This is a genomic window from Polaromonas sp. P1_E12, from assembly GCF_056405975.1.
Genome location: NZ_JBFUBB010000006.1, coordinates 202,197 through 219,634, shown reverse-complemented (window position 1 = coordinate 219,634; position 17,438 = coordinate 202,197). Strand labels below are relative to the sequence as shown.

Annotated in this window: 14 protein-coding genes; 11 read left to right on the top strand and 3 right to left on the bottom strand. The window is 61.5% G+C overall.

Annotated features, from left to right (window positions below; translation table 11 throughout):
- Positions 1-31: 31 nt before the first annotated feature.
- The 3 genes from ugpE to ugpB all read right to left on the bottom strand — a co-directional run bounded on the left by ugpE (position 32) and on the right by ugpB (position 3,417).
- Positions 32-883, bottom strand: a complete 852-nt coding sequence (gene ugpE / locus AC1D13_RS17680; protein WP_457279663.1) for a sn-glycerol-3-phosphate ABC transporter permease UgpE — start codon at positions 881-883, stop codon at positions 32-34.
- A gap of 207 nt (positions 884-1,090) precedes the next feature.
- Entirely contained in the window at positions 1,091-1,972 is an 882-nt protein-coding gene (gene ugpA, locus AC1D13_RS17675) for a sn-glycerol-3-phosphate ABC transporter permease UgpA (protein WP_457279662.1), read from the bottom strand.
- Between the two features lie 131 nt (positions 1,973-2,103).
- Positions 2,104-3,417 (bottom strand): sn-glycerol-3-phosphate ABC transporter substrate-binding protein UgpB, encoded by a 1,314-nt coding sequence (gene ugpB, locus AC1D13_RS17670; protein WP_457279661.1) that lies wholly within the window; start codon positions 3,415-3,417, stop codon positions 2,104-2,106.
- A 220-nt stretch (positions 3,418-3,637) separates the two neighbouring features.
- Here ugpB and AC1D13_RS17665 point away from each other — a divergent pair, with 220 nt between their 5' ends.
- The 11 genes from AC1D13_RS17665 (at position 3,638) to clsB (ending at position 17,349) form a co-directional block, all read left to right on the top strand.
- Complete coding sequence (locus AC1D13_RS17665; protein WP_457279660.1) at positions 3,638-7,570, top strand: DUF3683 domain-containing protein; 3,933 nt, start codon at positions 3,638-3,640, stop codon at positions 7,568-7,570.
- 101 nt (positions 7,571-7,671) lie between these two features.
- Positions 7,672-8,085: a gamma-butyrobetaine hydroxylase family protein gene (locus tag AC1D13_RS17660; RefSeq protein ID WP_477666073.1), complete on the top strand. Its 414-nt coding sequence runs from the start codon at positions 7,672-7,674 to the stop codon at positions 8,083-8,085.
- A gap of 157 nt (positions 8,086-8,242) precedes the next feature.
- Positions 8,243-8,974 (top strand): bifunctional demethylmenaquinone methyltransferase/2-methoxy-6-polyprenyl-1,4-benzoquinol methylase UbiE, encoded by a 732-nt coding sequence (gene ubiE, locus AC1D13_RS17655; RefSeq protein WP_477666074.1) that lies wholly within the window; start codon positions 8,243-8,245, stop codon positions 8,972-8,974.
- A 39-nt stretch (positions 8,975-9,013) separates the two neighbouring features.
- Complete coding sequence (locus tag AC1D13_RS17650) at positions 9,014-10,003, top strand: Tim44 domain-containing protein (RefSeq protein ID WP_477690019.1); 990 nt, start codon at positions 9,014-9,016, stop codon at positions 10,001-10,003.
- A gap of 235 nt (positions 10,004-10,238) precedes the next feature.
- On the top strand, positions 10,239-10,874 hold the full coding sequence (locus AC1D13_RS17645; RefSeq protein WP_477666076.1) for a hypothetical protein: 636 nt from the start codon (positions 10,239-10,241) through the stop codon (positions 10,872-10,874).
- Positions 10,871-12,424: a ubiquinone biosynthesis regulatory protein kinase UbiB gene (gene ubiB, locus AC1D13_RS17640; RefSeq protein WP_457279655.1), complete on the top strand. Its 1,554-nt coding sequence runs from the start codon at positions 10,871-10,873 to the stop codon at positions 12,422-12,424. Before AC1D13_RS17645 ends, ubiB begins: the two co-directional genes overlap by 4 nt.
- Before the next feature lie 125 nt (positions 12,425-12,549).
- On the top strand, positions 12,550-12,924 hold the full coding sequence (locus AC1D13_RS17635) for an FmdB family zinc ribbon protein (RefSeq protein ID WP_457279654.1): 375 nt from the start codon (positions 12,550-12,552) through the stop codon (positions 12,922-12,924).
- The gene (locus AC1D13_RS17630) at positions 12,924-13,553 is read left to right on the top strand and encodes a DUF502 domain-containing protein (protein ID WP_457279653.1); all 630 of its coding nucleotides are present in this window, start codon (positions 12,924-12,926) and stop codon (positions 13,551-13,553) included. The genes AC1D13_RS17635 and AC1D13_RS17630 overlap by 1 nt, the downstream gene beginning before the upstream one ends.
- A 52-nt stretch (positions 13,554-13,605) precedes the next feature.
- Positions 13,606-15,411 (top strand): aspartate--tRNA ligase, encoded by a 1,806-nt coding sequence (aspS, locus tag AC1D13_RS17625; RefSeq protein ID WP_457279652.1) that lies wholly within the window; start codon positions 13,606-13,608, stop codon positions 15,409-15,411.
- Positions 15,412-15,543: 132 nt separating this feature from the next.
- Positions 15,544-15,990 (top strand): dihydroneopterin triphosphate diphosphatase, encoded by a 447-nt coding sequence (gene nudB, locus AC1D13_RS17620; RefSeq protein ID WP_477690018.1) that lies wholly within the window; start codon positions 15,544-15,546, stop codon positions 15,988-15,990.
- 132 nt (positions 15,991-16,122) lie between these two features.
- Positions 16,123-17,349 carry a cardiolipin synthase ClsB gene (gene clsB / locus AC1D13_RS17615; protein ID WP_477666079.1) on the top strand — a complete coding sequence of 409 codons (1,227 nt, stop codon included), beginning with the start codon at positions 16,123-16,125 and terminating at the stop codon, positions 17,347-17,349.
- The last annotated feature ends 89 nt before the right edge of the window (positions 17,350-17,438 follow it).

The window sequence follows — 17,438 nt, the reverse complement described above, 5'->3', positions numbered from 1 at the left end:
CTTGGTTGTTCTTGGCTGGTTTGGGCTGGCTCTATTTTTCGGTGTCGACCAGGCCCTTGACGAACCATTTCTGCATCAGCACCACCACGAGGGCGGGCGGCAGCATCGCCAAAATTGCAGTGGCCATGACCACGTTCCATTCGTTCTGGCCGTCACCGCCGGCGATCATGCGTTTGATGCCCACGACGACCGGGTACATGTCTTCACTCGTCGTGGCCAGCAGCGGCCAGAGGTACTGGTTCCAGCCGTAGATGAACTGGATGACAAAAAGCGCGGCGATCGAAGTCTTCGACAGCGGCAGCAGCACGTCGAAGAAAAAGCGCATGGGGCTGGCGCCATCCATGCGTGAGGCTTCGGTGAGCTCGTCAGGCACCGTCAGGAAGAACTGGCGGAACAAGAAAGTCGCCGTGGCCGAGGCAATCAGCGGTACCGTCAGGCCCGCATAGGTGTTGAGCATGTTCAGATCCGACAGCACCTTGTAGGTGGGCAGAATGCGCACTTCCACCGGCAGCATCAGCGTCACAAAAATGGCCCAGAAGCAGGTCTTCTTGAAGGGGAAGCGGAAGTACACGATGGCGAATGCCGACAGCAGCGAGATCGTGATCTTGCCGATCGCGATCACCATCGCCGTGACGAAGCTGACCCACATCATGTGCGCCACCGGTGCATTGGAGCCGACGGCGGATTCGCGCCCGAACAGCGCCGCCTTGTAGCTGTCGATCATGTTGGTGCCCGGCAGCAGCGGCATGGGCGCCTGCACGATTTCCTGCGCCGTGTGGGTCGAGGCCACGAAAGCCAGGTAGAGGGGGAAGGCGACGATAAAGACGCCCAGGATCACGATGACGTGGGCGAGGATGCCGTGGGTTCCGCGTTTTTCAACCATTGGCGTTCACCTTGGACTGTATGTGTGAGGGATAGACATGTTTTTCCGCCGGGCCGCCCCAAGGAAAAAAGCGCCCCCGAGGGGCTGGAGCCCGCAGCTCCAAGCCTGCCTGCGCAGGCTTGGACGGGCGACAGAGGCGAAGCGTCTCGCGAGCCGCGGCCTGCAAGGCCTCGCGCATTACATGAAATGAAAAGCGTGGGGGCGTCATCAGTACTGAACCTTTTTCTCGACGTAGCGGAATTGAATTACGGTCAGCGCCACCACGATCACCATCAATACCACCGACTGCGCAGCCGAGCCGCCCAGGTCCATGGCCTTGAAGCCGTCGTAATACACCTTGTAGACCAGGATGGCCGTGTCCTTGCCCGGCCCGCCCTGTGTGGCGGCGTCGACGATGGCAAACGTGTCGAAGAAGGCATAGACCACGTTGATGACCAGCAGGAAGAAGGTCGTGGGCGACAGCAACGGGAACTGGATGGTCCAGAAGCGGCGCCAGGGTTTCGCACCGTCAATGGCGGCGGCTTCGATCAGTGACTTGGGAATCGACTGCAGGCCCGCCAGAAAAAACAGGAAGTTATAGGAAATCTGCTTCCACACCGAGGCCATCACGATCAGCGTCATGGCATGGCCGGAGTCGAGCAGATGATTCCAGTTGATGCCTATCTTGCCCAGCGCGTAGGCGACCACGCCCAGCGAGGGAGAAAACATGAACACCCACAGCACGGCCGCCACAGCCGGGGCAACCGCGTAGGGCAACACGAGCATGGTTTTGTAGAACATGCCGCCGCGCACGATGCGGTCGGCAAACACCGCCAGCAACAGTGACAGGCTGATGCCGATGCCAGCCACCATCACCGAGAAAAACGCGGTCGTCTTGAACGACTCCACATAGCTCGGGTCGTCCAGCAATTGCCGAAAATTGGCCAGGCCGACGAATTCGATGGAGGTGCCGAAAGGGTCTTGCTGTTGCAGCGACTGCAGAAGCGCCTGCGCCGCTGGCCAGAAGAAAAACACCAAGATGACCGCCATTTGCGGCAGCAGCAGCAGCCAGGGCAGCCAGCTGGATCGAAAGACAACGCGTTTTTCCATAGGGCCTTCAGTGGGCAAAAACTTGTGAGTGCTAAAACATAAAAACCCGCCTGGCCTTCCCCGATGAGGGGGAGAGGGCGCAGCGGGCCGAGTTTAGCCCGCCGTGCGGGCCTGCTCTGTCTCTTGGGCGATCAGCCCTTGTTGGCCTTCTGGAAACGCTCAAGCTGCTCATTGCCGCGCTTGACGATGGAGCCCAACGCTTCTTTGGCCGTCTTCTTGCCGTTCCAGACCTGCTCGAGTTCTTCGTCCTCGATCGCGCGAATCTGCACATAGTTGCCCAGACGGATGCCGCGGCTCTTGTCCGTGACCTTGCGGATCATTTGCGTCACCGCGACGTCGGTGCCCGGGTTCTGTTTGTAGAAGCCGGACTTTTCGGTCAGGTCGTACGAAGCCATCGTCACAGGCAGGTAACCGGTGCGCTTGTGGCTGGCGGACTGCACTTCAGGCGTCGAGATGAAACTGAAGAATTTGGCCACGCCCTTGTATTCAGCGGGCTTCTTGCCCGACATGACCCAGAGGCTGGCGCCGCCGATCACGGTGTTCTGTGGCGCGCCGGGAACGTCCTGGTAATAGGGCAGCGGGGCCAGGCCGTAAGCGAACTTGGCGTTTTTCGCCACATTGCCGTAAAAGCCCGACGAGGTGTTGATCATGGCGCACTCGCCCGACACGAAGCTGGCTTCCGGTACGTTGCCGCGGCCCTTGTAGATAAAGAGCCCCTGTTTGGCCATGTTGGCCAGATTCTCGATGTGGCGCACGTGCAGCGGTGAATCCACCTTCAGGCGCGCATCCATGCCTTGCAGGCCGTTGGCTTTGGTGGCGAACTCGACGTTGTGCCAGGCCGAGAAACTTTCCACCTGTGTCCAGTTCTGCCAGGCGGTCGTGAAGGGGCATTTGTGACCGGATGCCTTCAGTTTGGCGGCGGCGTTGACGACCTCAGGCCAGGTCACGGGGGCCTTGTCGGTCGGCAGGCCCGCAGCCTTGAACGCGTCCTTGTTGAAATAGAAGATGGTGGTGGAGCTGTTGAACGGGAAGCTCAACATCTGGCCGTTCGGCGCGGTGTAGTAGCCGGCAACAGCGGGGATATAGGCTTTCGGGTCGAACTTCTCGCCCGCGTCCTGCATGATCTTGCCGACCGGGACGATGGCTCCCTTGCTGGCCTGCATCGTGGCGGTGCCCACTTCAAAGACCTGAAGGATATGTGGTGCATTGCCGGCGCGGAAGGCCGCGATGGACGCCGTCATGGACTCATCGTACGTGCCCTTGAACGTGGGCACTACCTTGTATTCCTTCTGGCTCTCATTGAATTGCTTGGCCAGGTCATTGACCCATTCGCCGTTGACGGCCGTCATTGAATGCCACCACTGGATCTCGGTCTGGGCCTGGCTGGCCAGCGGCGCGCACAGGCCGAGGGCCGCGAAGGCGAATGCTGAGAGACGGTTTTTCATTAAAACTCCTGGGATTGGACGCGCATCGGGGCGCGCCACGTTAAACGGGACAGTGTAAAAACTGTTTGTGACAAGCGATTTAATCGATTTGCGGGCTTCCCGACAAGCGGGATTTCCATAAGGACACATACGACTTCCATGGCGCCACGGGTAAATGTTGCGCTGCGGTAATATAGGGCAACAGCGCTGGACACGGGTCCGAAGCCGCTGGCTTTTCACGATGAACGCCCCTACTACCCTCCAAGAATTGAACGTCTTTGCCGATGACGCAAAGGCTGGCGAAGCCCGCATTCGCGAGATTCCCTATAACTACACCTCGTTTTCCGATCGGGAGGTGGTCATCCGCCTGCTCGGCGAGCGTGCCTGGGACTTGCTGAACCGCCTGCGCGACGAGCGCCGCACCGGCCGCTCCGCGCGCATGCTGTATGAAGTGCTGGGCGATGTCTGGGTCGTGCAGCGCAACCCCTATTTGCAGGACGACCTGCTGGACAACCCCAAGCGGCGCAAGCTGCTGGTCGACGCCTTGCAGCACCGGCTGACTGAGGTCGAAAAACGCCGCACCCCGGATGCAGATCAACAGCGCGACGCCATTGTGGGCGAACTGCTCGACGCCGCTCGCGGCGCCGTCGCCCGCTTCTACACCTCCTTCAGCGAGATGTACGACCTTCGCCGCCTGACGGAACGCAAGCTGCGCAAGCTGACGCTCAAAGACAACATCAAGTTCGACGGCCTCTCGCGGGTGTCACATGTCACCGATGCGACTGACTGGCGTGTCGAATACCCCTTTGTGGTGCTCACGCCCGACACTGAAGTCGAAATGGCCGGCCTGGTCAAGGCCTGTATCGAGCTTGGCCTGACAATCGTGCCGCGTGGTGGCGGCACCGGCTACACCGGCGGGGCGATTCCGTTGACCTGGAAGTCGGCTGTCATCAATACCGAAAAACTCGAAGCCATGACCGAGGTCGAAATGGTTTCGTTGCCCGGCGTTGACAAGCCAGTGGCTACCGTGTGGACTGAAGCCGGCGTGGTCACCCAGCGTGTGGCCGACGCGGCCGAGCGCGGCGGCTTCGTCTTCGCGGTCGACCCGACCTCTGCCGAAGCCTCCTGCATAGGCGGCAACATCGCGATGAATGCAGGCGGCAAAAAGGCCGTGCTGTGGGGCACCGCACTGGACAACCTCGCTTCCTGGCGGATGGTCACGCCCCAGGCCGAGTGGCTGGAAGTCACGCGCGTGGGCCATAACCTCGGCAAGATCCACGACGCCGAGATGGCCAGCTTCGATCTTCAGTATTTCGAAGCCGACGGCAAAACGCCTATCCGCACCGAGCGGCTGGATATTCCCGGCAAGACTTTCCGCAAGGAAGGCCTGGGCAAAGATGTCACCGACAAATTCCTGAGCGGCTTGCCGGGTATCCAGAAAGAAGGCTGCGACGGTCTCATCACCAGCGCGCGCTGGATCGTGCACCGCATGCCGGCACATACCCGCACGGTTTGCCTCGAATTTTTCGGCAATGCCAAGGACGCGGTGCCCAGCATCGTCGAGATCAAGGATTTCATGTTCGCCGAGCAAAAGCGCGGCGGCGCCATCCTGGCGGGGCTGGAACACCTGGACGACCGCTACCTGAAGGCGGTCGGCTATGCGACCAAATCGAAAAAGCACGGCGGCCTGCCGAAGATGGTGCTCTTTGGCGACATTGCCGGCGACGACGCCGATGTGGTGGCGCGTGCCACCTCGGAAGTCGTGCGCATTGCCAACTCGCGCCACGGCGAAGGTTTTATCGCCATCAGCCCCGACGCCCGCAAGAAATTCTGGCTGGACCGCAAGCGTACCGCCGCGATCTCCAAGCACACCAATGCCTTCAAGATCAATGAAGACGTGGTGATTCCGCTGCCCCGCATGGCCGAATATACCGACGGCATCGAGCAGATCAATATCGAGCTCAGCCTGGCCAACAAGATACGGCTGTGCGACGAGCTGGAGGCTTTTTTCCTCAAGGGCAACCTGCCTTTGGGCAAATCGGACGATGCCAACGATATTCCTTCGGCAGAACTGCTGGAAGACCGTGTGGGCCAGGCGCTGGCGCTGATAGCTGAGGTACGAGCGCTATGGTCCGGCTGGCTGGCGGGTGTAGCGACCTTGTTCCCGCAGTTGCAAGACCATTCGCTGCGCGCCAGCTGGAAAACCGATATCCGGGCCCAGCTTCAGGCGATTTTCTCGGGCGGCGCGTTTTTGCCCATCCTGGAGGAGTGCAATGCCATCCACAAGCGTGTGCTCAAGGGCCGTGTCTGGGCGGCGCTGCACATGCACGCCGGCGACGGTAACGTGCACACCAACCTGCCCGTCAACAGCGACGACTACGAGATGCTGCAGACCGCGCATGTGGCGGTGGCGCGCATCATGGTGCTGGCTCGTTCGCTGGACGGCGTTATCTCCGGGGAACACGGCATTGGCATCACCAAGCTGGAGTTCCTGACCGACGAAGAGCTGCGGCCCTTTACCGAATACAAGCAAAAAGTCGATCCGGAAGGGCGCTTCAACAAAGGCAAGCTGCTACGAAATCAGGAGCTGCTCGCGCAAGAGGGGAGCGGTCTTCAGTCCAAAAATGATGCTAAGCCGATCTTGCATGCCGACTTGACCAATGCCTATACCCCCAGCTTCGGCTTGATGGGGCATGAGTCGCTGATCATGCAGCAGTCGGACATCGGCGCCATTGCCGACAGCGTGAAGGATTGCTTGCGTTGCGGCAAGTGCAAACCGGTGTGCGCCACCCATGTGCCGCGCGCTAACCTGCTGTACAGCCCACGCAACAAAATTCTGGCCACCTCGCTGCTGGTGGAGGCTTTCCTTTATGAAGAGCAGACCCGGCGCGGCGTGAGCATCAAGCACTGGGAAGAATTCGAAGACGTGGCCGACCACTGCACCGTGTGCCACAAGTGCCTGACGCCTTGCCCGGTGGACATCGATTTCGGCGAAGTCTCCATGAACATGCGCAACCTGCTGCGCAAGATGGGGCAGAAGTCTTTCCGGCCCGGCAACGCTGCCGCCATGATCTTCCTGAACGCCACCAGCCCGCAGACCATCAAGTTCATGCGCAGCGCCATGGTGGACGTGGGCTTCAAGGCCCAGCGCCTGGCCAACGACCTGATGCGCCGGCTGGCACGCAAGCAGACGGCGCTGCCGCCGGCCACGGTCGGCAAGGCGCCTGTGAAAGAGCAGGTGATCCACTTCATCAACAAGAAGATGCCGGGCGGCCTGCCCAAGAAGACAGCACGTGCGCTGCTGGACATCGAAGACAAGGACTACGTCCCGATCATTCGCAACCCCAAGAGCACCACGTCGGAAACCGAGGCGGTGTTTTATTTCCCCGGCTGCGGCTCCGAGCGCCTCTTCAGCCAGGTGGGCCTGGCGACGCAGGCCATGCTCTGGCATGCGGGGGTGCAAACTGTGCTGCCGCCGGGTTACCTCTGCTGCGGTTATCCGCAGCGCGGCAGCGGCCAGTTCGACAAAGCCGAGAAAATCATCACCGACAACCGGGTGCTGTTCCACCGCGTCGCCAACACGCTGAACTACCTGGACATCAAGACGGTGGTGGTGAGCTGCGGCACCTGCTATGACCAGCTGCAGGGTTACGAATTCGACAAGATATTCCCGGGCTGCCGCATCATCGACATCCACGAATACCTGCTTGAAAAAGGCATCACCCTGCGCACCGACCAGCCCGGCGCTGGCTACCTCTATCACGACCCCTGCCACAGCCCGATGAAGCTGCAGGAGCCAATGAAGACCGTCAAGGCGCTGCTGGGTGACAACGTGCTCAAGAATGACCGCTGCTGCGGTGAGTCGGGCACGCTGGGCGTTACCCGGCCGGACATTTCCACGCAGATCCGTTTTCGCAAGGAAGAAGAGCTGCGCAAGGGCGAAGCCCAGCTTCGCGAGGCGGGTGCCGTTGCCGAGGCGGGAAACGTCAAGATACTCACCAGCTGCCCGAGTTGCCTGCAAGGGCTCTCGCGCTACGGCAACGATCTGCAAAACGGCCTGCTCGAGGCGGATTACATCGTCGTGGAAATGGCCAATCAGATCCTGGGCAAGGAGTGGCTGCCCACGTATGTGGAGGCGGCCAACCACGGTGGCATCGAACGGGTGCTGGTCTAGGGCAATTTCTGGCTTTGATGTCAACGGGCTTATTGCCAGAATGCCGAATCCTCACGAAGGCCTGATGCGTCCGGCCTTTTCTTTTCAGAAAGCGATTTCCCATGGCAGGCCTTCAACCCGGTTCACCCACGCCCACCGCATTGACGGTTCACAGCCAGTCGCGCATTCTTGAAATCGCGTTCTCCGACGGCGCCGAGTTCAGGATTCCGTTTGAACTCATGCGCGTCTATTCGCCCTCGGCAGAGGTGCAGGGCCATGGCCCTGGCCAGGAAATTTTGCAAACTGGCAAGCGCGAAGTGAATGTGGTTGAGCTTGAGCCTATTGGCAATTACGCGGTCAAGCCCGTGTTTTCCGATGGCCATGAGAGCGGAATCTTCTCGTGGGACTATCTCTACAAACTGGGCGCCGACCAGGCCCAGTTATGGGACGAGTACCAGAGGCGCCTGCAGGCGGCCGGAGTTGAGCGCGATGCACCCATGGCCGCGCCCGGCGGCCACGGCTGTGCAAGCCACTGATTCCGCGCGAGCGGTGCGCGGCCGCGACGCGGCGGCGAATGGGCATTTCGCGCCACTGTTGTTTTTCCAGCATAAAAGCGGGCAATAAGCCGCAATGCCCCATGTCAGCTCAGGGTTGTCGAGAGCAATTACACCTTTGCCCTCTAGCATTGATGGTATGAGCAGTACCCATTTCGGTTTTGAATCCGTTGACGAGCAAGACAAGGCACGCCGCGTGCGCGGGGTGTTTGACTCCGTGGCGCCCAAGTACGACGTGATGAACGACCTGATGTCGATGGGGCTGCATCGGGCGTGGAAGGCCTACACGGTGCTGGTGGCCAACGTTAAAGAGGGCTACCAGGTGCTGGACATCGCCGGCGGCACGGGCGACCTGGCGCTGGCCTTTGCCCCCAAGGTGGGCAGCACGGGCCGTGTGGTGCATACCGATATCAACGAGGCGATGCTCCGCGAAGGCCGGAACCGCCTGCTGGATGCTGGTGTCAGCTTGCCCACCCTGGTGTGCGACGCCGAACATCTGCCGTTTCCCGATGCGAGCTTCGACGTGGTGACGGTCGCCTTCGGGCTGCGCAACATGACGCACAAGGAAGATGCGCTGCGCGAGATGAACCGCGTGCTCAAGCCCGGTGGCAAGCTGCTGGTGCTGGAGTTCTCCAAAGTCGCCAAGCCGCTGGAAAAGATTTACGACTGGTATTCCTTCAAGGTGTTGCCGCGGTTGGGCAAGCTGGTGGCCAATGACGATTCAAGCTACCAGTACCTCGCCGAATCAATTCGCATGCACCCCGGCCAGGACGAACTGAAAGCCCTTATGCATAAAAGTGGTTTCGGCCATGTGGACTATCACAACATGACAGGCGGAGTTGTGGCATTGCATGTTGGAATCAAGTGTTGAAAAGTCAAACGGCCTCAAAACCGTGATCAAGGAGACGATATGAAAATCTGGTCGGCAATTTTTTCCGCAGCGCTTGCGTTAACCCTGACTTTGGGGGGAGCGCCTGCTGACGCCAAACGACTGGGCGGTGGTTCGTCATTTGGCAAGCAGTCGTCCAACGTGACCAAGCGTGAGGCGGCGCCTGGTGGCGCCAATGCCGCCAAACCGGCGGCCCCTGCGGCAACGCCGGCGCCTGTTGCGCCCAAAAAACCCTGGGGCGCCATGCTGGGCGGCCTGGCCGCAGGTCTGGGCCTGGCCTGGCTGGCTTCATCGCTGGGCCTGGGCGGCGCCTTCGGCCAGATCATCATGTTTGCCTTGCTGGCGCTGGTGGTCATGCTGGTGATCGGCTTCATCATGCGCAAATTCAAGGGCGGAGCGGCTGGTGCGCAAGGCTCTGCGGCCGGGCAGGCGCCTTTTGCCTTCCAGGGTGCGGGCAACGCCACCACCCCCAAGAACTACAGCCCTGAGAACGTCGGCAACGATGCATCCGCGCGCCCCTGGGAACGCAGCAGCATGGCTTTTGATGCCAACAAATACGATGCGGCAGCGCCCGCAGGCGGTTCCATGATCGGCTCGGCCTTGCTGGGTGCGCAGTCCTGGGGCGTTCCGGCCGGTTTTGACGCCGAAGGCTTCCTCAAGGCCAGCAAGGCCAACTTCGTCACGCTGCAGGATGCCTGGGATCGCTCCGACATCCAGAACCTGCGCGCCATGATGACGGACGACATGCTCGAGCAGATCAAGACCCAGCTCGCCGACCGCGAGTCACACACCGGCGGTGTGGTCAACAAGACCGAGGTCGTGATGCTGGATGCGCAATTGCTGGGCATCGAGGAACTGAGCGATGTCTACATGGCCAGCGTGGAGTTTTCCGGCATGATCCGCGAAGACGCCTCCGCAGGCGCCAGCCCCTTCCGCGAAGTCTGGAACATGACCAAGCCACGCAGCGGCGGCAGCGGCTGGCTGGTCGCCGGCGTGCAGGCGCTTCAGTAAGCACCCCCGTCCGGACTCACTTCGTGTAGTCCGTTCCCCCCTCAAGGGGGCGGCGCCTTGGGCCGGCGAAGCCGGACCCTCGGCCCCCGCTGGTCGCGCCCAACGAATTCTTCAAGCCAGCATGAGCCGCGGGGTTGACTTCACCGGACCGCAGGCGGGCGGCCCCCTCGGGGGGCAGGGAGCTACACGAAGTGAGCGACCGTGGGGGCCACATTGCTGTCAAAATCGGGAACGTATGAATACCACGACGTCCCCATTTTCTTTTCTGGAATCCATTGCCACCCGCTTTCAGCCGCCCGCCTGGGTGGTGGATGAGGGGCAGCAACGGCTGGTGCTCTTCCTGAACCATGTCCTGATGCAGGAAAAGCAGGCGCAGGACCGTCTGCTGCGGCAAAAGGGGCGCGTGGTGCATCTGCGCTGGGGCCTGTTTGCGATTGACCTGGTGGTGACACCCGCGGGCCTGGTGGACCGGGCCCAGCCCGCTGCCAAGCCGGACCTGTTGCTGGCTGTGGCTACTGAATCGCCGCTGACCGTGATGCAGTCTGTGCTGGCCGGCAAGCCGCCGCCGGTGAAAATTGAGGGGGATGTGCAGCTGGCCGCCGAACTGGGCTGGCTGGCTGAAAACCTGCGCTGGGATGCCGAAGAGGACCTTTCCCGGCTGATCGGTGATGCTCCTGCGCATGCAGTGGCCGATGCTGGGCGGCGAATCTTTGCCGGGCTCAAGCAATTTTTGGCAAGTACACCTCTTGCGTCGGTTCCTCCTTCGTCCGCGGCAGCAACCTCCGGCGCCCAACCTTCTGAAACGGCGCCCAAGGCGGGTCCTTCTGCGGCAGGCGGCGATGCCGAGCCAGTGAAAGCACCTGCTGCATGAGTCGCCTCTTCAGAGGTGTTTTTATTGTCTGGACCGTGCTCCGGTTTGGCCTGGATGAGCTGGTGCTCTCCAGTTTCGAACGTCCCTGGATCCGTTTGCTGACCCGCATCGTCTCGCTGGGCCGCAACCTGAAGGCGCCGCGTGGCGAGCGCCTGCGCGAAGCGCTTGAAAGCCTGGGCCCCATCTTTGTCAAGTTCGGCCAGGTCATGTCTACCCGGCGCGACCTGCTTCCGCCCGACATCGCCGACGAGCTTGCGCGCCTGCAGGACCGGGTGCCGCCTTTTGAGTCCGCCGTCGCCGTCGCCATCATCGAAAAAGCCTTTGGCCGGCCGCTGGACCGCATCTTTGCCAGCTTCGAACAAATTCCCGTAGCCAGCGCCTCGATTGCCCAGGTGCATTTCGCCACCTTGCCAAATGGCCGCGAAGTGGCCGTCAAGGTGCTGCGGCCCAACATGCTGCCTGCCATTGAGAAAGACCTGGCGCTGATGCACATGATGGCCGGCTGGGTGGAAGGCGCGTCTGCTGATGGTAAACGCCTCAAGCCCCGCGAGGTGGTGGCCGAGTTCGATAAATACCTGCACGACGAGCTGGACCTGCTGCGTGAGGCGGCCAATGCGGCCCAGCTGCGCCGCAACATGCAAAACCTCGACCTGGTGATGATCCCTGAAATGGTCTGGGACTTCTGCATGCCCGACGTCATGGTGATGGAGCGCATGAAAGGCGTTCCGATCAGCCAGGCCCAGCGCCTGCGCGATGCCGGTGTCGACATGAAAAAACTGGCGCGCGACGGCGTCACCATTTTTTTCACCCAGGTGTTCCGCGACGGCTTCTTCCATGCCGACATGCACCCCGGCAATATCCAGGTCAGCCTGGCGCCGGAAACATTCGGTCGCTACATCTCGCTGGATTTCGGCATCGTGGGCACCCTGACCGAGGTCGACAAGGAATACCTCGCACAGAATTTCAGCGCGTTTTTCCAGCGCGACTACAAACGGGTGGCCGAGTTGCACCTGGAATCCGGCTGGGTTCCGCCCGAGACTCGGGTGGACGAGCTGGAAGCCGCCATCCGCGCGTGCTGCGAACCCTACTTCGACCGGCCGCTCAGGGAAATTTCGCTGGGCCTGGTGCTGATGCGGCTGTTTCAGACTTCGCGCCGTTTCCATGTCGAAATCCAGCCCCAGCTGGTGCTGCTGCAAAAGACCCTGTTGAACATCGAGGGCCTGGGCCGCGAGCTGGATCCTGACCTGGACCTTTGGAGCACCGCCAAGCCCTTTCTCGAAAAATGGATGCTCGAACAGGTGGGTCCGGAAAAATTGCTGGCGCAGCTCAAGGCGGAGGCGCCTGCTTATGCCAAGCTGCTCCCCGGTTTGCCGCGCCTGCTGTCCCAGTACCTGAAATCGCCCCCCGGAATCAACCGACGAGAGCTTGAGGAACTGCTGTATGAGCAAAAGCGTACCAACAAGCTGCTGCAAAGCCTGATTTATGGCGGTTTGGGCTTTGTGTTGGGGCTGATTGCCATGCAGGTTGTCCTGCGGGTACGGGTGTTTTAGGGCCGGCCGGGGAAGGTCTCAACGGCCTATAATTGAGGGCTTTGCATCTGGGAGCCTTTCCAGGCAAATTCCCCGGGATATTCCCGGGAATACCCCGGGGACAGCCCCTCAAAGCCTTAAGCACTATGCCAATCTACGCCTATAAATGCGAGTCCTGTGGGCATGCCAAGGACGTTCTGCAAAAAATCTCCGATGCGCCCCTCTCGGTGTGTCCGCAATGCGGCGAACCCGCGTTCAAAAAGCAGGTCACGGCGGCGGGTTTCCAGCTCAAGGGCTCGGGCTGGTACGTGACGGACTTCCGCGGCGGCAACAGCACGGGTGTGCCAGCACCCAAGACCGACGGCGGCGAAGCCGGCACTGCCAGCGGCAACGGTTCGGACAGCAAGCCGGCCGATTCCGGTGCAGCCGCGCCGGCAAGCACCGCAGCAGCCCCCGCTCCCGCGCCGGCCGCGCCCGCCAAGACTTCGGCCAGCGACTCCTCTTCCAAGACTTCCTCGTGATGGCTTCGATCCGCCGATGGCTTCTGGCCGGACTGTTGGTGCTGGTGCCCCTGGCCATCACGCTGTGGGTGCTCGACTGGATCGTCGGCACGCTGGACCAGACGCTGCTGATTCTTCCCGGCGCCTGGCATCCCGACAAGCTGCTGGGTTTCCATATCCCCGGTTTCGGCGTGTTGCTGACGCTGCTGATCGTGCTGCTGATGGGCGCGGTTGCCAGCAATTTCTTCGGCAAGAAACTGGTCCGCTGGGGCAACTCGTTCCTGAGCCGCATTCCCATCGTCCGATCCATCTATTCCAGCGTAAAGCAGGTCTCCGATACGGTGTTTTCGGAAAACGGCAATGCCTTTCGCAAGGCCTTGCTGGTTCAGTGGCCGCGTGAAGGTGTCTGGACCATCGGCTTTCTGACGGGACTGCCCGGCGGCGATGTGGTCAATCACCTGCAGGGCGATTACCTGAGTGTTTATGTACCCACCACGCCCAATCCCACCGGTGGCTATTTTGTGATGCTGAAAAGAAGCGACTGCATTGAGCTCCAGATGAGCGTCGATGAGGCTTTGACCTACGTGATTTCCATGGGCGTCGTGGTGCCCTCCAAACCTGTACCGCGGCCGCTGACTCCTCCCCTGTAAACCGCGAAAATTGCAACATTGCGCGCGAGGCGCTGAAAGTCCGAGATTTTTTATGGCTATCGTTTCCCAAATGCGTTCGAACTATTGCGGTCTGGTGACCGAGGCCTTGCTGGGCCAAACCGTGAGCCTGTGCGGCTGGGTCAATCGCCGCCGCGACCATGGCGGGGTGATTTTCATCGACCTGCGCGACCGCGAAGGCTATGTCCAGGTGGTCTGCGACCCGGACCGCGCCGACATGTTTAAAACTGCTGAAGGCGTGCGCAACGAATTCTGCGTGCAGGTCAAAGGCGTGGTGCGGGCCCGCCCTGAAGGCACGACCAACGACAACCTCAAAAGCGGCAAGGTCGAGGTGCTGTGCCACGAACTGATCGTGCTGAACCCGAGCGTGACGCCGCCGTTCCAGCTTGACGACGACAACCTGTCGGAGACGACGCGCCTCACGCACCGTGTGCTGGATTTGCGCCGCCCCTACATGCAGAACAACCTGATGCTGCGCTACCGCGTGGCCATGGAAACGCGCAAGTTCCTTGATGCCAACGGCTTCATCGACATCGAAACCCCGATGCTGACCAAGAGCACGCCTGAAGGCGCGCGCGATTACCTGGTGCCCAGCCGTGTCAACGAAGGCATGTTCTTCGCGCTGCCGCAAAGCCCGCAGCTGTTCAAGCAGCTGCTCATGGTGGCGGGCTTTGACCGCTACTACCAGATCACCAAGTGCTTCCGTGACGAAGACCTGCGTGCCGACCGCCAGCCCGAATTCACGCAGATCGATATCGAGACGTCCTTCATGGGCGAGCAGGACATCCGTGACCTGTTTCAGGGCATGATCAGCAACATTTTCAAGACCGTGCTCAACACCGACTTGGGCGAATTCCCGGTGATGGCCTACAGCGAAGCCATGCACCGCTTCGGTTCCGACAAACCTGATTTGCGCGTGAACCTGGAGTTCACGGAACTCACCGAAGTCATGGCGACGGTGGACTTCAAGGTTTTCAGCACGCCTGCCACCACTGCCGGCGGCCGTGTGGTTGCCCTGCGCGTTCCCGGCGGGTCCGAAATGAGCCGCGGCGAGATCGACGGCTACACCGAGTTCGTCAAGATCTACGGTGCCAAGGGCCTGGCCTGGATCAAGGTCAATGACATCACCAAGGGCCGTGACGGCCTGCAAAGCCCCATCGTCAAGAACATCCATGACGCGGCGATTGCGGAAATTCTCAAGCGCACCGGGGCCCAGAATGGCGACATCCTTTTCTTCGGCGCCGACAAGGCCAAAGTCGTCAACGACAGCATTGGCGCGTTGCGCCTCAAAGTCGGTCACAGTGAGTTCGGCAAGAAAACCGGCCTCTTCACCAAAGGCTGGAAGCCGCTGTGGGTGGTTGATTTTCCGATGTTCGAATTTGACGAGGAAGGCCAGCGCTGGAGCGCGGTGCACCACCCGTTCACCGCACCCAAGGACGGACACGAAGACTGGATGGATACCGACCCGGGCCGCTGTATTGCCAAAGCGTATGACATGGTGCTCAATGGCTGGGAGTTGGGCGGCGGTTCGGTCCGTATCCACCAGGCGGACGTGCAGAGCAAGGTGTTCAATGCCCTGAAGATCGGCCCGGAGGAAGCGCAGCAGAAGTTCGGCTTCCTGCTGGACGCATTGCAGTACGGCGCACCGCCCCACGGCGGCCTGGCCTTCGGCCTGGATCGCATCGTCACCATGATGACGGGCGCCGACTCGATCCGCGACGTGATCGCATTTCCCAAAACCCAGCGCGCGCAGGATCTGCTCACGCACGCGCCCAGCCCCGTCGACGAGAAACAACTGCGCGAACTGCATATTCGCCTGCGCAACCCACAGCCAGTTTAATGTGGCCCCCACGGTCGCTCGCTGCGCGTAGCTTCCTGCCCCCCGAGGGGGCGCTCTTTTCCTTGGGGCGGCCCGGCGGAAAAGCCTGTCGCTCACAAGCAAGCGCACGCATCTGAGTGACGAGGGGATACCTTGAAAGCCTTCAAGATCCCCGAATCCGTGCTGGTCGTCATTCACACACCGCAGCTGGACGTGCTGCTGATCGAGCGCGCCGACAACCCGGGCTTCTGGCAGAGCATCACAGGCGCCAAAGATATGGCGGGCGAGCCCTTGCTGCAGACCGCGGTGCGCGAGGTGCTGGAAGAGACCGGCATCGCAGCCGCGCCCGGCCAGTTTCGCGACTGGGGCCTGTCCAACGTCTACGAGATTTATCCAGTCTGGCGCGCCAGGTATGCGCCCGGCATCACCCACAACACCGAACATGTCTTCAGCCTGTGCTTGCCCCAGGCCTGCGATGTAAGGCTCAGCCCCAGGGAGCACACTGCCTCGCAATGGCTGCCGCACTACGCCGCTGCCGACCTGTGTTTTTCCCCTTCGAATGCGGAAGCGGTGCTCCTCCTGCCGAAATTCATGGCTTGAGCCGCGCAGCGCGCAGGCGCAACACTTTGTGAGTTTGGCGTTTCACTGGATTGGCAAACATCGGCCAGTCGGTTCAAATGGAATGGACCTTCCCGCCAACTCTCCACACTTCCAGGGAAAAAGCCGCTGGCCATGTTTCCACTCCACAAGTCCGGTGCGTTGCAGTTGTTGCAGGGCGGCCGGGATTTTTTCCCCGCACTCGTCAAGGCCCTGGACGCGGCGCAGACCTGGATCCAGCTGGAAACCTATATTTTTGATTTCAACGGTGCTGGTGCGGATGTCGCCGAAGCACTGGTTCGCGCGGCCCGGCGCGGCGTAACGGTGCAGGTGCTGGTCGACGGCATAGGTACCGGCCCCCTTCCGGCCGAGTGGCGCGAAAAATTCGCGGCGTCGAAAGTCGACTGGTGCGTGTACTCGCCCCTGGGGACGGGCCTGAGCCGCCTGGGTCTGCTCCTGCCGGAGCGCTGGCGCCGGCTGCACCGCAAGCTCTGCGTGGTCGACCAGCACACGGTGTTTTGCGGCGGCATCAATGTGCTCGATGATTTCTACGATCCCAACCACGGGGAGCTCCAGACTCCGCGCGTCGATTTCGCGGTGGCTGCCACCGGGCCGCTGGCAGAGGAGGCCGCTGATGCCATGGCGCTGCTGTGGTGGCGTGTGCAGGCTGGCTACAGTGCGCGGCAGCGTCACATGGCCGCCGCATGGGAGAACTTCAGGGCAGCGGGCTATGGCGGGCGTACCGGCACCACATCGCTCGCGGCGGGTAACGGGTCTGGCGTTGCCGGCCCCAAGGCAGCGCTGATCCTGCGCGACAACCTGCGTAATCGCAGCAGCATCGAGCGCGCCTACCGCAGGGCCATCGGCAAGGCGCACCGGGAGATCATCATTGCCAACGCCTATTTTCTGCCGGGCGGCAAGCTGCGGCGCGCCCTCATCGGGGCGGCCAAACGCGGCGTGCGTGTCACCTTGCTGCTGCAGGGGCGCTACGAGTACTTCATGCAATACCATGCGGCCCGGCCCGTCTACGGTGCCCTGCTGGAAGCCGGCGTGGAAATCCATGAATACGAGGCCGGTTTCCTGCATGCCAAGGTGGCCGTGGTGGACGGGCATTGGGCCACCGTGGGTTCGTCCAACCTGGATCCCCTGAGCCTGCTGCTGGCCCGCGAGGCCAATGTGGTGGTCGAGGACAAGGCCTTTGCCGAAAGCCTGGCGGGTATTGTGCGCGAGGCCATGGCGAAACAGGGGCGGCGCATGGAGCCGGCCGACCACAGCCATCGCCCCTTTGGCCAGCGGCTGCGAGGCTGGATAGCCTATGCCCTGGTGCGGCTGGCGCTGCTGGTGGCAGGCCAGCGTTATTGATGCGTCTTGTGCCAGCCCGGCCGTCATGCCGTTAGCTATGAATTTGATAGCTGCTTGCGCTCACGAGGAAAGGGCTGGAGGCCAAAAAC